The 17673-nt window shown below is 49.6% G+C and carries 8 protein-coding genes; 5 read left to right on the top strand and 3 right to left on the bottom strand.

The features are described from left to right. The first annotated feature begins 92 nt into the window (after positions 1-92). The 4 genes from VGN67_RS21585 (at position 93) to VGN67_RS21600 (ending at position 10718) form a co-directional block, all read left to right on the top strand. Positions 93-3278, top strand: coding sequence for a PVC-type heme-binding CxxCH protein (locus tag VGN67_RS21585; protein ID WP_327489039.1), 3186 nt, complete (start codon positions 93-95; stop codon positions 3276-3278). Between the two features lie 218 nt (positions 3279-3496). Next, positions 3497-9478 (top strand): PAS domain S-box protein, encoded by a 5982-nt coding sequence (locus tag VGN67_RS21590; protein WP_327489041.1) that lies wholly within the window; start codon positions 3497-3499, stop codon positions 9476-9478. A gap of 93 nt (positions 9479-9571) precedes the next feature. Next, positions 9572-10000, top strand: a complete 429-nt coding sequence (locus VGN67_RS21595; RefSeq protein ID WP_327489043.1) for a response regulator — start codon at positions 9572-9574, stop codon at positions 9998-10000. Positions 10001-10052: 52 nt separating this feature from the next. Beyond that, positions 10053-10718 (top strand): bifunctional 4-hydroxy-2-oxoglutarate aldolase/2-dehydro-3-deoxy-phosphogluconate aldolase, encoded by a 666-nt coding sequence (locus VGN67_RS21600; RefSeq protein ID WP_327489045.1) that lies wholly within the window; start codon positions 10053-10055, stop codon positions 10716-10718. 39 nt (positions 10719-10757) lie between these two features. Here the strand turns inward: VGN67_RS21600 and VGN67_RS21605 are convergent, their stop codons facing one another. From VGN67_RS21605 to VGN67_RS21615, 3 genes are all read right to left on the bottom strand, one after another. Continuing rightward, positions 10758-12989, bottom strand: coding sequence for a hypothetical protein (locus VGN67_RS21605; RefSeq protein WP_327489047.1), 2232 nt, complete (start codon positions 12987-12989; stop codon positions 10758-10760). A 124-nt stretch (positions 12990-13113) separates the two neighbouring features. Continuing rightward, complete coding sequence (locus tag VGN67_RS21610; protein WP_327489049.1) at positions 13114-14304, bottom strand: sialidase family protein; 1191 nt, start codon at positions 14302-14304, stop codon at positions 13114-13116. Then, a complete protein-coding gene (locus VGN67_RS21615) occupies positions 14301-16241 on the bottom strand; it encodes a PfkB family carbohydrate kinase (RefSeq protein WP_327489051.1) in 1941 nt (646 codons plus the stop codon). The genes VGN67_RS21610 and VGN67_RS21615 overlap by 4 nt, the downstream gene beginning before the upstream one ends. A 530-nt stretch (positions 16242-16771) precedes the next feature. Between VGN67_RS21615 and VGN67_RS21620 the strand changes: the two genes are divergently transcribed. After that, positions 16772-17338 carry an RNA polymerase sigma-70 factor gene (locus VGN67_RS21620; RefSeq protein ID WP_327489053.1) on the top strand — a complete coding sequence of 189 codons (567 nt, stop codon included), beginning with the start codon at positions 16772-16774 and terminating at the stop codon, positions 17336-17338. Positions 17339-17673: the final 335 nt, after the last annotated feature.

The following is a 17673-nucleotide window of genomic DNA, read 5'->3' on the forward strand; positions in this document are numbered from 1 at the left end:
TCGTCATTACCAAAAAGCTCTTTTGCTGCCGACAAAAAGAAGCCGGGAGCTAAAGCAAAAAAAAAAATTTACCTAGCAAGTTGCAAACAATCATGGCTAAACCCCTCAAAAAAAGCATTTACGGCCTACTGGCCGGACTTGCATCCATACTAATCGCTTTTAGTGCCTTTCAGTTTAACCAGTCTGAAACGCTCCTCCTAAAAAAAGGCACCCACCTGGTGCTGATAGGCAATAACCTGGGTTCACGCATGATGAACTACGGTCACTTTGAAACCGAAATGCAGGTGCGCTACCCGGACAGCCTCCTTTTTATCCGTAATATGAGTGATCCCGGCGATACCCCCGGCTTCCGGCCGCGTTCGGCCCGTTTTTCTCCCTGGGCGTTTCCGGGGGCCGAAAAATTCCAGACCGAGTACGCCAATCCTTCGGATAGTCAGGGACATTTCGAATCGGACGACCAGTGGCTCACGCGCCTTAAGGCTGACGTAATCATTGCGTTTTTTGGGTACAGCGAGTCTTTCCAGGGCAAAGCCGGACTGGTCAACTATAAGGCCGAACTGGATGCTTTTGTAAAACATACGCTTAACCAGCGCTACAACGGAAGCACTCCGCCTCAGCTGGCCCTGGTGTCGCCCATTGCCTTTGAGGATTTGTCGGCCACGCTGGACGTGCCCAACGGTAAAAAAGAAAACGAAAACCTGGCCCTATACGCCAAAGCCATGAAGGAAGTGGCCGAGGACAATAACCGGACCGCCGGGCGGGTCCTGTTCGTAGATGCCTTTACTCCTTCTCAAAACTGGTACGCCACTACCACCGAGCCACTGACCATTGACGGAAGCCAGCTGAACGAAGAAGGCTACAAAAAATTAGCGCTGCTGCTTAGTGACCAGGTATTTGGAAAAGCCGCCCCCAAAGCAGAAGCCAACCGTGCCCTGATTCACGAAGCCGTCATGGAAAAGAACTGGATGTGGCACAACGACTACAAAATACCAAACGGCGTACACGCCTATGGCCGCCGGTTCAAGCCCTTCGGACCGGACAACTACCCGGCTGAAATTGAAAAAATCCGGCAAATGACCGAAATCCGGGAGAAAGCCGTTTGGATGGCTGCTTCGCAGGGTAAGAAAATGGACGTGGCAGCCGCTGACAAAAATACCGTGACGCTCCCCCCGGTAAAAACCAACTTTAATCCGGAAGCCAACGGCAGCCTGACCTACCTGTACGGAGAGGAAGCCCTTGAACACCTGAAGGCGGGTGAAGGCTACAAAATAGAAATGTTTGCTTCGGAGAAGGAATTTCCGGACCTGGCTAACCCGGTCCAGATGACCTTTGACAACAAAGGCCGGCTTTGGGTGGCTACCATGCCCAGCTACCCGCATTACAAGCCCGGCGATACCAAACCAAATGATAAACTACTCATCATTGAAGACACCAACGGAGACGGCAAAGCCGACAAGCAGACGGTTTTTGTGGATGGCCTGCACGTTCCGGTTGGTTTTGAAATTGCAGCGGAGGGCGTTTACGTTTCGCAGGGTACCAATTTCATGCTCTACACCGATACCAATGGAGACGACAAGGCCGATAAAGCCGAGATACTCCTGAGCGGATTTGATGACCACGACACGCACCACGAAATAAGCGCTTACGTAGCAGATCCTTCGGGCGCTATTTATATGGGAGAAGGGGTATTTTTGCACACGAACGTCGAAACTTCCTACGGTACAGTACGGGCTACCAACGGTGGTTTTTACCGCTACGCGCCCCAGCGCCGCCACCTGGAACGCACCGCTCAATTACCCATCCCGAACCCCTGGGGCATTGCCTTTGACGAGTGGGGGCAGCAGATTTTTGCCGAAACCTCCAGTCCCGATGTTCGCTGGATGCTACCCGGTACGGTCCTTCCCCTTTATGGTGAATCCCATGATAAATCGGTTGATCTCATTGAGCCGGCGCACCGGGTACGTCCCACCTCCGGCCTTGAATTTGTTTCCAGCCGGCACTTCCCGGACGAGGTACAGGGCAACTTCCTGATTAACAATACCATTGGGTTCCTGGGCATGAAAATGCATACCCTCAAGGACAAAGGCACCGGCTACCAAAGTAATTTTGTGATGGACCTGGTGAAAAGCGCCGATCGGAATTTCCGCCCGGTGGACATGGAATTTGCGCCGGATGGCTCACTCTATTTTATTGACTGGCACAACATCCTGATCGGCCACATGCAGCACAACGCCCGTGACCCCCTGCGTGACCACGTGCACGGCCGCATTTACCGCATCACGTATCCATCACGTCCGCTGGTGCAACCCGCCAAAATTGATGGTGCCAGTATAGAGCAGCTCCTGGACAACCTCAAACTTCCCGAGTTCCGCACCCGGTACCGCACCCGCCGCGAGCTGAGGGGAAGAAATGCCTCCGAAGTACTTTCCAAGATGAATACCTGGGTAGCCCGTCTGGATAAAAATGATCCGCAGTACGAGCACCACCTGGTCGAAGCCCTGTGGGTTAGCTGGGGATTGAATAAAGTAGACCAGAAACTCCTGCGTCAACTCCTTAAGGCTAAGGATTTCCACGCCCGGGCGGCGGCGGTACGGGTACTTCGCTATACGGGACACCAGGTAGCCGACCAGCCCCAACTGCTCATGCAGGCCGTCCGGGACGATCACGGCCGGGTCAGGCTGGAGGGTTTGGTAGCGGCCTCCTGGATCGGGAAAGAAAAAGGATTGCCCATACTGGCCGAGGCCAAAAAAAAACCCCTGGATGAGTGGATGGTGGCCTCCCACGAAACCGCCGTTGCTCACCTGAACGGAGAACCAGCCCGCAAGAAAAAAGAGGACGCCGTAAAATCTACTTTGAAAGGAAAAGACCTGGCGCTGTACACCAAAGGCAAGGAAATATACGCGCGGGATGGTTTTTGTATGACCTGCCACCAGGCCGATGGTAACGGCTTGTCGGCCTCGGGTTTTCCGCCGTTGGCGGGTACCCAGTGGGTAGTTGGCAACGAAGACCGCCTGATAAAAGTAGTCTTGAAAGGGTTGCTGGGACCAATTGAAGTGAAGGACAAAAAATACGCCGGACAAGTACCTATGACTCCTTTCGGGAGCATGCTCAATGACGAGGAAGTAGCCGCCGTCCTGACTTACGTACGCAATTCTTTTGGCAACAAAGCGCCGGCTGTTACTCCCGAAAAGGTGAAGCAGGTAAGAGCAGCAACCGAAAGTAAAAAAGATTTTTATGACCCTTCGAGGCTTCTGAAAGAACACCCGATGGAAAAATAAAGGCCAACCGAATTTACAGGAAAGCGGTAATACAAACCAGGTTCAATGGGTACTATAGCGAGTATAGTACCCATTGCCATTTCAACCTATACCCCACCCGCAACTACCCGGCTTTCTCCTTTCGCAACCTCATATTTTTCCGTTTGGCCGTTCCCAACCGAATCGAAATGTTCCTTACCTTTAAAGTTATTTTTCCTGTTTATTGACCGGTGAGTACTATGCCTGCCCAACAGCCTTCTTCCACAAAAGAAAACAAAAAAAACCGGCCCCAGCCCTCAACTACCTCTACTGAAACCCCTTTGTACCTGATCGGGGTAGGCGCTTCGGCCGGCGGTTTGGAAGCTTTACAGGACTTTCTATTCCATTTTCCGTCGGACCTGGCTGACGTGGCTATAATAATTGCGCAGCACCTGAGCCCCACCCATAAAAGTATGCTGGTCCAGCTACTTAGCAAGCAGACAAAACTCAGCGTTTCCGAAGCAAAACATAATGCCCAAATTCAGAAGGATTGCATTTATATCACTCCCCCCGACTCCGAAATTACCATTGTCAATACTAAATTTTCGCTGGTCAAACCTCATTCTCCTACTGGTCCCAAGCCTTCCGTAGATATCTTGTTTAAGTCTATGGCGGAAGGATTTAAAGACAAAGCCATTGGTATTATTCTGTCGGGAACGGGTACCGACGGTGCGGCGGGGGTAAAGGCGATTCGGGCCAACGGGGGATTTATCATGGCACAGGAACCCCAAACCGCCAAGTACAACGGAATGCCACTGGCCGCCATTGAAGCGGGGGTCGTTGATGTAGTACTTTCTCCGGATAAAATGGGGGAAGAAATAAAAGACCATATTTTCCATCCGGGGCAATCAAAGTTGGCGGTCCAGAATGAAAATGCCGAAAGCCCCAGCCTGGAAAAAATATTCAAGCTGTTGTTAAAGCGCAGCGGTACCGATTTTTCTGACTATAAACCTTCCACCATTTGCCGCAGACTCGAAAAGCGACTGGCCGTACTGTCTATTCCTTCCGTGGACCTGTACCTGGCTTACCTCGAGCAGCACCCCCGGGAACTGGACGAACTCTTCAACGCCATCTTGATCGGGGTAACTACTTTCTTTCGGGATATAGAGGCTTTTGACACGCTTCGTAAGTGCTTTAAAGAGGTTCTGGCGGCAAAGCCCGACGGGGAAATACTACGAATATGGTGCCCCGGTTGCGCTACCGGCGAAGAACCCTATTCAATTGCCCTTTTGCTCTGCTCTCTGATTGAGGAAATGAATAAGAAACAGTCGGTGCAGATATTTGCCACCGACATTGATGACCGTGCTATTTCTTTTGCCCGTCGGGGTATCTATCCCGACTCTGCGGTACAAAACCTGCCGGACGAAATACTAAATACGTACTTTATCAGGAATGGGGACTCCTGCGAACTACTCAAATCAGTCCGTTCCATGGTGCTGTTTTCCCGGCATGACGTTACGAATAATCCTCCTTTTCTGAAGCTGGACCTGATCAGCTGCCGCAATTTGCTTATTTACTTCGGTCCAAATTTGCAAAAGCAGGTAATTCCGCTCTTCCACTACGCCCTCAATCCCGAGGGGTACCTGTTTCTGGGAAAATCGGAGACGGTGGGGCACTTTTCAGACCTTTTTTCGACCGTTGATGGCAAGAACAAACTTTTTCAGCGGAAGCGCGGCGGAAGCCTCAACGCCATCAAGTTTTCGGCTTTAAAGGCCCAGATTAACCCGCTTCCACAATCGGCCGTAAAAAAAGCGTCCAATGAACGTTCTATTGCTGAGCTGGTCAAGGAAACGCTCTTCAATACCTATGAGCATCCTTACGTTGTCATTAACGATTCCTTCGATATTCAGGAAGTACAAGGCGACGTTCGGTTGTACCTGTCGCTTTCGGCGGGTACCATGAATGCCAATATTCTTAAGCTAGTCAACAAGGAGCTGCAGATAGAGTTGCGGTCAGTAATTACGCAGGCCATCCGTAACCGGCTGGCTTTGAAGAGCAACATCCGGAAGTTTGACCTTTTTGGCCAAACCCACTACGTACGGGTAGTGGTTAAACCGCTGCTTTTTACGGAGGCTACCAATGAGCTTTTTGTGGTTATATTTGAGCGGCTCGACCTCCAGGAACTATTGATGCAGGGGGTAGAGATACCCGAGCAGAACGGTGAAAACTACCGACTGATTGAGCTAGAACAGGAATTGCTGGCCACCAAAGAGCACCTGCAGACGTACATCGAGGAAATTGAAACTACCAACGAAGAGCTGCAGTCGTTAAACGAGGAACTCCAGTCTACGAACGAAGAATTGCAGTCGTCCAACGAAGAGCTGGAAACTACCAACGAGGAGCTGCAGTCTACCAATGAAGAAATACAGGTTGCCTATACCGAACTAAAAGCCGCGAACGAAGAACTGGAGCGCAAGGAGCTACTCCTAAAAGGCAACCAGGCCAACCTCAACGCGCTGCTTAAGAACACCCTGCAGTCATTCATCCTGGTTGATACCACCTACAAAATCATTGCTTTTAACGCTACTTCCGAGGAAACTTTCCGTCGGCTCCGGAACCGGAAAATAAAGGTGGGTGAGTCGGTCATTGACCTGCTGGAGCCTCAGCTGCTCGAACTCTTTATTCGGGACTTCGCTACGGTCAGTAAGGGTGAAATAGTTGCGGTGGAGCGTAAGCTGCTGGATACCAAAGGCAATGAATACTGGTTCATAGTGAATTTCTCCCCGGTTATTGATGAGGAAGGGGAAGTTAAAGTAATTTCCATTGGGATGATGGACAGTACCGAATCCAGGCGGGTCCAGCAGGAGCTGTATTCGTCAGAAAGAATGCTGGACTCGGTTTTCAACGCTACCTCCATCGGTATTTGTATCACCGACAAAGACGGACGATTTGTATCGGTCAACGACCAGTACGCCCGCTTGTATGGGTACCAGAAAGAGGAACTCACAGGACAAAGTTTCACCCTGGTGGTTCCAGCCGAAAACCGGGTGTGGGCGCAGCTGGCCCACGATGAATTTTTCCGGGTGGGCCAGGAGTTTCCGGGGGAATGGAAAGTACAGCGCAAAGACGGTACCATTATCGACGTTTACGTTAGCGCCGAGTTGCTGGAACAACCCGACGGCAGTTGCTTTAAGATTACCTCCGTGCGGGACATCACCGAGAATAAACGTTACAAAGACCTACTGCTGCAGACCCAGGAAGCCGCCGGGGTAGGGGGCTGGGAAATGGACATTTTAACCCGGGAAGTAACCTGGACCGAGGAAGTTTACACCATTTTTCAAGTACCGACCCATTCCCCCATTAACGAAGAAGTACTGCTTGAGCGCTTCAACCCACCGGCGGGCGAACACCTTCGGCTTGCCATTCAGAACGCCATTGAAAAAGGAGAAACTTTTAGTCTTGAGCTGGAAAGCAAAACTACTTCCGGTACTCCTTTGTGGATAAGGGCTACCTGCAAGCCCATCCGGATACACAATAAAACGATAAAGCTCTTTGGTACTTTTCAGGATGTGACCGGCCAGAAAATATCGGAGTTTGTCACCAGGGCCAGCGAAGAAAAGTACCGGTCTATTGTTGAGAATTCCCTCATCGCCTTCTTCCTGGGGCAGCCCGATGGTTCAATTCTGGAGGCAAACAACAGAGCCAGCGAACTATTTGGTTATACCACCGAAGAATTCCGAAAGCTGGGCCGGCAGGGTATCGTGGTGGAGGACGATGAACAGTTGCGTCCTTTGGTGAGGGAACGGTCAGAAAACGGTAGGGTGTCCGGTGAATTAACCGTGCGGACCAAAGACGGTCGGCTTATTCCCTGCCTCTTCTCTTCGGTTATGTTCCGAAACCAGTTTGGGGAAGAAACCAATAGTACCATGATGCTGGATATTTCCAGGATTAAGGAGCAGGATGTACAGCTCAGGAACCTGGTAAATGACGGCGAAGGCAGTCGTCAAAAACTGGAAAAAGCGGTAAGTGACCTGAGCAAGGTAATGGACTTTTCTCTGGATGTAATATGTACCGTTGATGAACATGGCGCTTTTCTTGAGGTGAGTAAAGCCGCTGAGACCATCTGGGGCTATGCTCCCGGCGAGTTAATCGGGCGGCACACCATGGACTTTGTTCACCCCGAAGACCATAACCAATCAGAACGGGCGAGAGCTGATTTCCTGACCGGAGCCCCCCAAACCAATTTTGAAAATCGTGTGCTCCGTAAAGACGGCTCGGTGGTATCGATGGTATGGTCGGCAGTTTGGGATGAAAAAGACCGGCGCCTGTACGCCATTGGTCGGGATGCCAGCGCTCAGAAATTGTCAGAGTTAAAATTTACGGAGGCCAACCAACGGCTGGAAACCGCCCAGGAAATAGCCCAGCTGGGCTATTGGGAATATAGTTTTACTACCAGGAAGCTATACTGGTCCGACCAGGTATACAGCCTGTTTGGCTTCGACCAAAGTACCTTATCTGACAACATTGAACTGTATACTTCCGTCATTCATCCGGACGATCGCGAAAATATTTTCCAGGAAATTAGACAATGTATTGAGCAGCGACTGCCCATCAATATTGAACATCGGATTACCCTGAAAAATGGAATTGAAAAAGTAGTACAGGGAAGAGGTACTTTGCTTCTGGGAGAAAACGGTGAATTACTAAAAGTGGAAGGTACCATTCAGGACATAACCGAAATCAAAAATATTGAAAAAGCCCTCCTGGATTCGGAAAACAAATATAAGAGCATTTTCTATTCCAGCCCGCTTCCCAAATGGATTTATGAACTGGAAACTTTACAGATCCAGGATGTAAATAATGCGGCTATTTCACATTACGGGTATTCGCGCGAAGAGTTTTTGACCATGACCGTCAAAGACCTTCGCCCCAAAGAAGATGTCGGAAAACTCATTGAAAAACTTGCTACCGTAGAGAATGATTCTATCGTTCAATTTGGAGAATGGAGGCACATCAAAAAAAATCGGGAAATCATATCGGTTGAAGTTACGGGCCATACCATTGAGTTCAACGGCAAGCGGTGCCTGCTGGTGGTCTGTAACGATATTACCGAAAAAGCAACCATTAGAGAAGCGCTTTCGGTGAGCAATGAGCGGTACAAATACGCCATAAAAGCCACATTTGACGCAGTTTGGGATTGGGACCTTACCACTGACAATTTATTGTTTGGGGATGGATATAAGGAACTGTTCGGGTATGGTATCGAAAATGAAGAGAACCACATACGGTCCTGGCATGGTCACCTGCATCCGGACGACCGCGACCGGGTCATTGAAAGCATAAACTCAGCCATCCAAAGCGGCGAAAAAAACTGGATAGAAGAGTACCGGTACCAAAAGGCCGACGGGAACTACGCCTACGTAGTTGACAGAGGGCTGGTTCTCCATGACCAGGACGGAAAGCCGTACCGGATGATTGGCGCTATGCAGGATATTACCCAACGCAGTTACCACCAGTCAAGGCTTAAAGAACTCAATGAAAAGCTGGCCCGACGGGCCGCCCAGCTCGTGGCTTCCAACAAGGAACTGGAACAGTTCGCGAATGTTACCTCCCACGACTTACAGGAGCCCCTGCGCATGATAACCAGCTTTCTGCAGTTGCTCCAGCGCAAGTATGCCAATCAGCTGGACGCAACCGGGCAGGAGTACATTAACTTTGCCGTGGAAGGGGCCGGCCGGATGAAAAAACTCATCACTGACCTGCTCGAATACTCCCGCCTGAATACCAACATGGGCCGGCAGGAAGAGGTAGACCTAAACCAGGTGGTCCAGGAGGTTATTCATAACTTCCAGCCGCAGATAGAGCAGCACGAAGCGGAGATTCACCTCCATCCGCTGCCGGTTGTAAGAAGCGTTAGATTGTATATGGTGCAGGTTATTCAAAACCTGGTCAGCAATGCTTTCAAGTACCGCAGCGAAGACCTACCCCGCATTACCATTTCGGTCACGGAGGAAAAGGACGATTGGGTCATTGCGGTGTCGGATAACGGTATTGGCATTGACAAACGTTACCATGATAAAATTTTCATCCTGTTCCAACGCCTCCACCTCAACAAAGACTATACGGGTACCGGTATTGGACTGGCTATTTGTAAAAAAATTATGGACAAAACCGGGGGGAGAATCTGGGTTGAATCCGAAGCGGGAAAAGGAAGTACCTTCTATTTCACGGTTCAAAAATAAAACAGAGGCAGCTACCTCCCATAGTTTTGACCGGTATTGGTACTGATTACTATTTTTTAGTACTTTGGTTCCAATATTCACCATAGAACTAACATGTCATTTTTTCAAAAGCCCATCCGCATATTACTAGTTGAAGATAATGAAGGTGATATAGTCCTGACCAAAGAAGCACTCTCGGAAGGGAGAATCAGAAACACGATTGCCATTGCCCGCGATGGGGTGGAAGCCGTGGAACTACTTTCGAATACCGAGGCTGAACTACCGGACCTGATCCTGCTGGATATGAACCTGCCCCGCATGAATGGCAAGGAAGTACTGGGCTTTATCAAGAACAACGACCGGCTTCGGAAAATCCCGGTGATTATCCTGACTACTTCTTCCTCCGAAAAAGACATTAAAGAATCCTACGAAAACCAGGCTAACTGCTTCATCAGCAAACCCGTAGATCTGGATAAATTTATTAAGATAATCCGGAACATCGAAGATTTCTGGATTTCAATTGTCCAACTTCCCACTAATTAATTCGCGTGGAGAACCAGTACTTTGTGCTGGTTCTCCACGCCTGACACTGCCCGTGACACCCACTCCCCTCCCTTCCACTTCCTTTTCCTGGCCGCTTTTTTCAAAGGCTCCGCTGGTAGGCATACTACGCCATGTACCCATGCCGGTGCTGCAACAGGTTATTCCACTGTACCTGCGGGCCGGGCTGACTACCCTGGAAATAACGATGAACTCGGCAGGAGCGAAAGACATGATCCGGTACGCCCGGGAGCATTTTCCGACTGAGCTGAACGTAGGGGCCGGTACAGTTTGTACTATTGAGGATCTGGATCGGGCCCTGGATGCGGGTGCCCAGTTTATTGTTACTCCTATCCTCAACAAGCAGGTAATTAAGACTTGTGTAAAAGAAGGAGTACCTGTTTTTCCCGGTGCCTACACGCCCACCGAAATTTACAAAGCCTGGTCGTTGGGGGCCGCTATGGTGAAAATTTTTCCGGCTACCGCCCTGGGACCGTCCTATATCAAAGATGTAAAAGCGCCCCTCCCCAACATAAAGCTACTACCAACGGGCGGAGTGGGCCTGGAAAATATCCACCTCTTCAGACAGGCCGGTGCCGACGGCTATGGTATCGGCAGCCAGCTTTTTGATAAAACATTGATTCAGGAGCAAAACTGGAAGGCCCTTAGTCACCACTTTGAGTCCTTCCACAAAGCAGTTTCTAAGGTACCCCCGTTATAAGTTTGGTGTAGGCAATTCGCCCATTTGAACAATTCCTTGTTACTTAGTTGTAGGCGCACTGATTACGCCCAGGTACCTCCCCATCCAATAAGGCAACAGCCAGATATCCCCGGCACTGTGCTCGGAGGTACCATTTCCCCGATCACGGTCAAGGTTAAACATATTACCATTGTGTCGCTGGATTGGCCGCTCGTCGGGTGGAAGTACTTCCCGGGTAGTCTGATTCCTGAAATTTGGCTCCATTTTTTCAATATCCTTTCGGTGGCTGTTTTTGATGGACCAGTCTACCAGGTCGAGCGGGTGTTCCTGTAAGTACCATACGGCCTCTGACAAATCAAAGTTTGGTGTCCCGGTTATGGCCGTAAAAATATTCCAAAGCCCCTCCTTTTCGGGCCGCTCGGCTTCCCAATGGTCCAAAATTGCTGTTTTGTACATAGCTTTCAGGCTGTCATTGAAGGCATAACGATACAAGCCCCAGTAACCGACATAGTACATTTCATCATCCGAGTGGTTCCAGCCATCAGAAAGTACTTTACTTTTTTCATCGGCCTGGTCGGAAGCACGGCCAATTTCCTGCATCGGTCTCATCAGGTTTTCCAGGTAGCCGTGTTTCTGCATCAGCTCAAAGGCCATTTGCTTATATATCTCTTTGCCGGTGAAATGGTAAGCCGTTTGCAACATCCCTATGATATTGGACGAATTAAGCTTTCGGTCTCCCACCGTAGTAGGGAACGCGTTGACATAGTCAGGATGCCACTTGCCCCAAAGCGTGGGCTTACCATCGTAGTCAATCAGGTAAAAATCATTTTTTACGATATGCCCCATCAGGGTATCAATCAGGCTGATGGCCCTTCTTTTCAATTCCGGGTCATCGACCAGTTCGGCCATGGCCCCAAAGGCAAAAATATGACCGATGGCCTCGTCGCTGCTGGTGGTGGCTTTCCAGTCCCATTCGGGGTCCTGGGCGTGCTGCCAGCGTTCCGGGTCCGAAAGCTGATTGATATACCCGCTGCGCTCAAAGGAGCGCGACGGAAAACCCGGCACCGGATTAATGGTATATAAGCGTTCCATGCCATCCAATGACTCCCGGCAGTTCTGCAGTGCCTCCGGCTCCCGGGTTACTGCGTACCGGAAAATTTCCCCTCCCAGGTACATCGAAGTCCATAAACCATCATTATCCGAATCTTCCAGAAAACCGGTATCCGGATTGCCTTTTTGCATTCCCCTCAGGGAAGCATTGAAGCCATTACGGATGTGTCGTTTGCGTACCTGATCTTCAAAGTAAACTGCTTTCTCATGCAGAGTCATGGGCTTGAAGTGGATTTCGCCTAAGCCAGCATTTGTCAGGACCAAAACCGAATTTTCAGGGCCCGGCGCAATGTCCGTTACCAGATTGCCGGGCAGCCATCTTTCCCCGTAGTAGTAGTCAATCTTGCCGTCGGGACGCAGGGCAAAAGCCCCCTGGGTTGAACCAAACCACCATTTCCCGTCTATTTCCTTTACAGTGGTTATTTCGGTCCAGGGTAGTTTTTTCCGGATTTCCCCTACCTGTTGCTGACCCGCGGCATCAAACTCCAGGTAGCCATCCCGGGTACCAACAATGATTTTATTGCCCCGTGCTGCCACGTCAAAATCCGTAAAATTGGTACCGGCCAAAGCTTTGGTTAAATTAAAAGTAGCTGGGGTAAAACGGTATAGACCCTTTTTCCCAAGTACCCAAAATTGATTGGCTTCCTCCTGAAACTTTATAGTAAGTACCTCGTCGTCGGTAAGCCCTCCCTTCCAGAGTAAATTAGAGTCTTTTATCAATTGCAGCGAGCTACCATCCGAAACCAGGAACGAAAAATCTTTTCCACCGGCCAACAGGCGGGCGGCAGGTACTGTATGTTTGGAATACAAACTACCACCCCAGGCATTGCTCAATATGGCTTTATCGTCCAGGTACACATATTGCTGGTCATACACACCAATGCCTTTGATTTTTTTGTCCTTTAGGAAACGGTACGTATTGTCGGGAATAAGGAGACCCGGAGAGAGAAACTGCCCTCCGGCGGGATGCAGCAGGCCAGCCGAAGACAGGACTTTCACGACCCCGTTGCGGTCGCTGCCCGCCCGTAAAAGGGAAACGTTGGGCTGGTTGAAATAATACTTTACGCTATAATCCTGAATAAAAGGTTTGTCCTGGTGAACCGGAAGCGTGCTGACCTTTTTACTGCAGGAAAAACCCCCAAAGCAGGCAATCAATATAGCCAGGTACTTGAAATGTTGCATAAATAAAAAATATCAAGGGTTTAGGACAAATTTAAGGCGAAGCAATGGCCACAAAACGAGCCATTAGCAGGAATACCTGTAATAAGTACTCCTCCAAAATTGAAAACGACTACTACCCGCTTCGCTAACTGGTAATTTTTTTAGGGTCGACCACCACGTACTTAATAGATTTTTCCTTGCTGCCGGGGTGGAAGGAGTAGGTAAGATGCAATAACCCGTCGGCGGTCTGAATGAGGGACGGATAGGAAAACCCGCCTTTATCGGGCGCTACACTTTCCACGGGTATTTTCCACTTCCAGGTTTTTCCTTCGTCATTTGAGAAGAAGAGGCTCAGCCGGTAGCGGCCATCGTCAATATCATTGCCCAGAAACGCCCAGGTACCATCGCGAAGTACCAGTAGCTCCACACTGGCCGTATTGGGAATGTCCGTTTTTTGGGCCGCCGTCCAGCTCTCGCCCTGGTCCCGCGATTCACTTACCTGCACCCGGGTAGGGTAGTCGCCACTATCGCGCATGTAAGCCACCAGAGTACCGTCTTTCTTTCGGGCCAGGGCCGGCTGAATCGGCCCCCTACCCACTACCGGCAGGCTGGGACGCCAGGTAGTACCGTCGTCTTCCGAAATTGCCATCATTGACATATTATACCCGTCCGAATAGAGCGGCAGCACAATTCGTCCATTGGGATAGAGTTGAGGTTTAATCCGGGTCATCCAGCCAATGCTCCGCTTTCTCACATCTTTACTGGCTTCAATAATCATGTTGTCGTACCGGGGCGCGTACTCCGACCAACCCGCCGGATTTTGGGGTAGTTGTTTGAACTTGGTCTCGGTTTCCCGGGCAAAACTATCGTCGGGTTTAAGCAGGATGTTATCCTGCCAGTTCCATACCGGAGGGCCTGCTTTCGTAAAATCAAGGGATGTTCTAAACCGTAAAATAGAATGTTCCCAGCGGTTGGCCTGCACGGCAATCCATACCAGAAAAAGCTTTCCCTGACCATTTAAAAACAAGACCGGATTACAATCAGGAAGGTGGGGTGTATCGGCCATCAGGAAAGGCGCACTCCATTGGCTTTCGCCCTTGCGGAGCCGGGCCCCCATTATTTTTACATCATCGGCCGTTCGCTCTCCGCTCCCCTGAAACCAGGCCACCAGAAAGTCTCCGTTCGGCAGGCTGACAATACTGCTACCGTGTACATGCTGCTCCTGAACGGGGAATAGCAGCATTTGACGGACTACATGGGGAGCCGCGGGAGATTGTCCGAATGCCAAAACGGAAGAAAAATAATAGAAGGCGAGAAGAAAAACAGTTTTTTTCATAGGGTCTGAAGTGAAGCAGAACCAACCTTTTCCTTAAATAAAAGGGATAAGAGTTGGGCAGGTTGTGAAAAGTCCGGGATGAGTAGTTGGGCTCCGGCCCGCACGAGGCGGGGACGTTTCTCGTGGTTATGGCCATGCCGACGTATTTCATTGCTGGTGATACCCACGGCGATACCGCCATACCGGCGCGCTTCCCGAATTTCATCGGGGCCGTCGCCAAAGGCAGCCAATTCATTTCCTTTGAGTCCATTGTCCCGGATAATGCGCTCAATTATCATCCTCTTCGAAAACTTGGTATATTCCTTTAGGGCACCGTAAATACCTCCAGCGAACAACTCAGCGTAGCCCAGGGCTCGGGCTTCGTTGATAACGTCTTCTACATCGGTACCACTGGCCAGGTATAGGGTTACCCCGCGCTGTTTCAGCTCTTTCAGGAAAGGTACTGCACCTTTCATGGTAAAGTCTTCCGGCTCGAGCTCACCGGCCTGAAGTTTGGCCAATCGCTGACTTACCATTTCCATCAGGGCCTCATTGTAAAGTTCCTTGTACCGGAATTTATCAAGTACCTTCTCTTCGGGCACAAAGCCTGCCTCGTGTACCATATTGACCAGTCCCTCCATCTGATAAATGGTTTGAATACCGGTGGTTTTATGAATAAACTCCCTGACCTGCTCCAGCACGTGAGTATAGCTGGCCTGATCGATAGTGGTATATTGTTCGCCCAGGATAGACTTCATCATCACGGTTTCCATTATCTCCTCCCAGCCCTGCCTTAAGGTACTGATGGTACCATCGTGGTCAAAGACGGCGTACCGGATGTCCCCCATTTTTTCAAGTACCGTCGGATCACACAATTCTGTTTCGGTTTCGGGCAGGTACTCAGCGCTACGCGGGTTATCGGCCAGGTCGGGCTGGTACACATAGTTGGGGTTTTGGCTAATTGCCAGGATTTCCTCGCCCGAGGCGGTGCCGGTAATAAACAGCTTCTGCACCGTAACGGCGGCGGCAAAATTGGCAAACTGCGCCGCCGCAGCGGGTGAAACCCCAGCCGCCAGACAAAGCGTAACCGCGCTGATGACCGTATCGCCAGCCCCGACGGTATCGAGTACGGAAGTAAGTTGCAGGCCGGGTACTTCGTGGGAGCCCTCTTTATCAAAAGCAATGATGCCCCGGCTACCACAGGTCACAAACACCGGCTTACCCGAAAAGGTATGGATTTTCTGCCCGTACCTTTTCACCTCTTTCATAGGCACCGCCACGGAAGGGGCCACCTCTACCTCTACCCCACACAGACTGGCTATCTCTTTATCATTGGCTTTACGGTAGGTATTCCGGAAACGCTCGTTATAATGCCGGGAATCCAGCATGACAATCTTGTCATCATACTTTTCAAAAAGGCAATTGGCCTCTTCAATAAATTTTTCATTGGTAATACTACCTACCACCTGCTGGTTAAAAATAACCGCATCGTACTCCCTGAGCGCCAACTCCAGGGCGTGCAGAAGCAGCTGGTCGGTTTCCTCGGAGCGTTTATTGGAAATACCGAAATCAATCCGCGGCTCTTCCCGACCCTCTACGTACCTTTTTAAATAGGTATAAGTACTGACGTTTTCCTCCTGGACAATAAAGGAAGAAGTATCCGCTCCTAAAGTCTGGAGTTGAGCGGTTAATTCACGGCCGTACAAATCGTCCCCCACCACGCCGATGACCTTAATACCCGCCGGTTGCAGGGCCGACAGGTTGGCCACCACGTTGGCCGCGCCACCCGGTGAATAGTAATGCCGGGCCACCGAATAGACCGGCAGCCCCGTTTCGATGGAAATTTCGGTGCCCGGTTTATCCATGATCCAGTAGGCATCCAGACAGAAATCTCCGTAGACAGCAATTCGCACGGATTTTATTTTTTCAAGTATTGAATAGATTGATTCCTGATCCATGGTTCTGGTAAACTATTGAAGTGCTTTTTTGGTGAATCAATAAGAAGGCCAACTGCCGGGTTCTACTGCCCAGGTACTCTACGTATAAGGCCAGGCGGACACATAAAGGAGCCGGAAGGAGTAAACTCAACCTGCTGATAAGTATACTCGGTACCTGTTCATCAGGGCTACTCGGGCTCATACAAAAATTACGAATTTTAAGACTTACGCAAATTGAAGACTTATTTTCGCATTTTGCGACAGAAAAGCTATCCTGATTCTGTACATTTATAACTGTAAATCATCTGTCCCGATAAAGTAAAGCCGGTTTCTGCCATAGAAAACCCTTAACCTTATCATTCCGGACATTTTCCATAAAACTGTAAAAAAGCCATAATCTAGTTTTCCTGTAAGGATTAGTAGAGACGTTTACGAGAAAATTGAATTGTATTTTTCTTAACTTTTTTTTAATTAAGTTAATACAAAATTAATCTTCCCGTCATTACCACGTAATCAGGACGCTTTATACTTGCCCATAAAACAATACTACCGTGGACTACCCAAACGAAATTGCACTCCGTAAAATAATGGAAGGTGATGAATCTGCTTTTGCTGAGTTGTATAACTTTTACCGGAGGCCGGCTCTCAAATTCTGCTACTCGCTATTAAAGGATGAGGAAGAGGCCGAGAGTATGGTGCAGGAGGTGTTTATGAAAATCTGGGAAAAACGGGGACACATAAAGCCCGAGCTTAACTTCACCTCCTATTTATTTACCTGCCTGCGTAACCTGGCTTTTGACCAGCTCAAACGAATTGAGAAAAGTCAAAAGCTTAAAAAGCAGTACCTCGAAAACATGGAAATGGCGCGGGAGGAAGACAAAGAGGAAGCCGAAAGCAGATTCAGGGTACTTCAGGCGGCGGTAGAATCGCTTTCGGTCAAGCGAAAGATTATTCTTCGCCTCAACGTAGAAGAGGGAAAGTCGTACCAGGAAATTGCTGAATTCCTTAAAATCTCAAAAAACACGGTGAAGAATCAACTGGTGAAGGCAAAGCAGATCCTGCGCGAAAATGTTGATTTTGCTTCGCTGGCGGTCTGCGTAATCATGTTGGTGGCCTAAAACCCGGGCAGACCAGTTTTTCTTTCCTTAATTATAGCTGTTTCAGGTGCTACAAATCCAGCATTTATCCACCCGGAAGCCTACGCAGGCGTCCGGGTGCCGTTTCCTCAAAAAGATTTACCCTGAAAGCCCAAATAAATTGCTGGCTGATAGTCCATTGTCTGGTAAGTAACGTATCATAGGGGTACATAGATTACTTAATTCTATTGGCATGGGTAGCCCGCGAACAACATACCTTATTGAGAAGCTTATTCGAAACGAGCTTTCTCCTGCTGAATTTGACGAATTTCTGGCGGGCCTGCGGGATGAAAAGGTACTTGCAGATTACTCTGATT

The sequence above is a fragment of the Telluribacter sp. genome (genome assembly GCF_035998675.1).
GTDB lineage: Bacteria > Bacteroidota > Bacteroidia > Cytophagales > Spirosomataceae > Telluribacter.

What these genes read in the sequence shown, in the direction of transcription:
- VGN67_RS21590 (WP_327489041.1), top strand. Translation starts at nt 3,497, where the DNA reads ATGCCTGCCCAACAGCCTTCTTCCACAAAAGAAAACAAAAAAAACCGG.
- VGN67_RS21610 (WP_327489049.1), bottom strand. Translation starts at nt 14,304, where the DNA reads ATGAAAAAAACTGTTTTTCTTCTCGCCTTCTATTATTTTTCTTCCGTT.
- VGN67_RS21605 (WP_327489047.1), bottom strand. Translation starts at nt 12,989, where the DNA reads ATGCAACATTTCAAGTACCTGGCTATATTGATTGCCTGCTTTGGGGGT.
- VGN67_RS21615 (WP_327489051.1), bottom strand. Translation starts at nt 16,241, where the DNA reads ATGGATCAGGAATCAATCTATTCAATACTTGAAAAAATAAAATCCGTG.
- VGN67_RS21595 (WP_327489043.1), top strand. Translation starts at nt 9,572, where the DNA reads ATGTCATTTTTTCAAAAGCCCATCCGCATATTACTAGTTGAAGATAAT.
- VGN67_RS21585 (WP_327489039.1), top strand. Translation starts at nt 93, where the DNA reads ATGGCTAAACCCCTCAAAAAAAGCATTTACGGCCTACTGGCCGGACTT.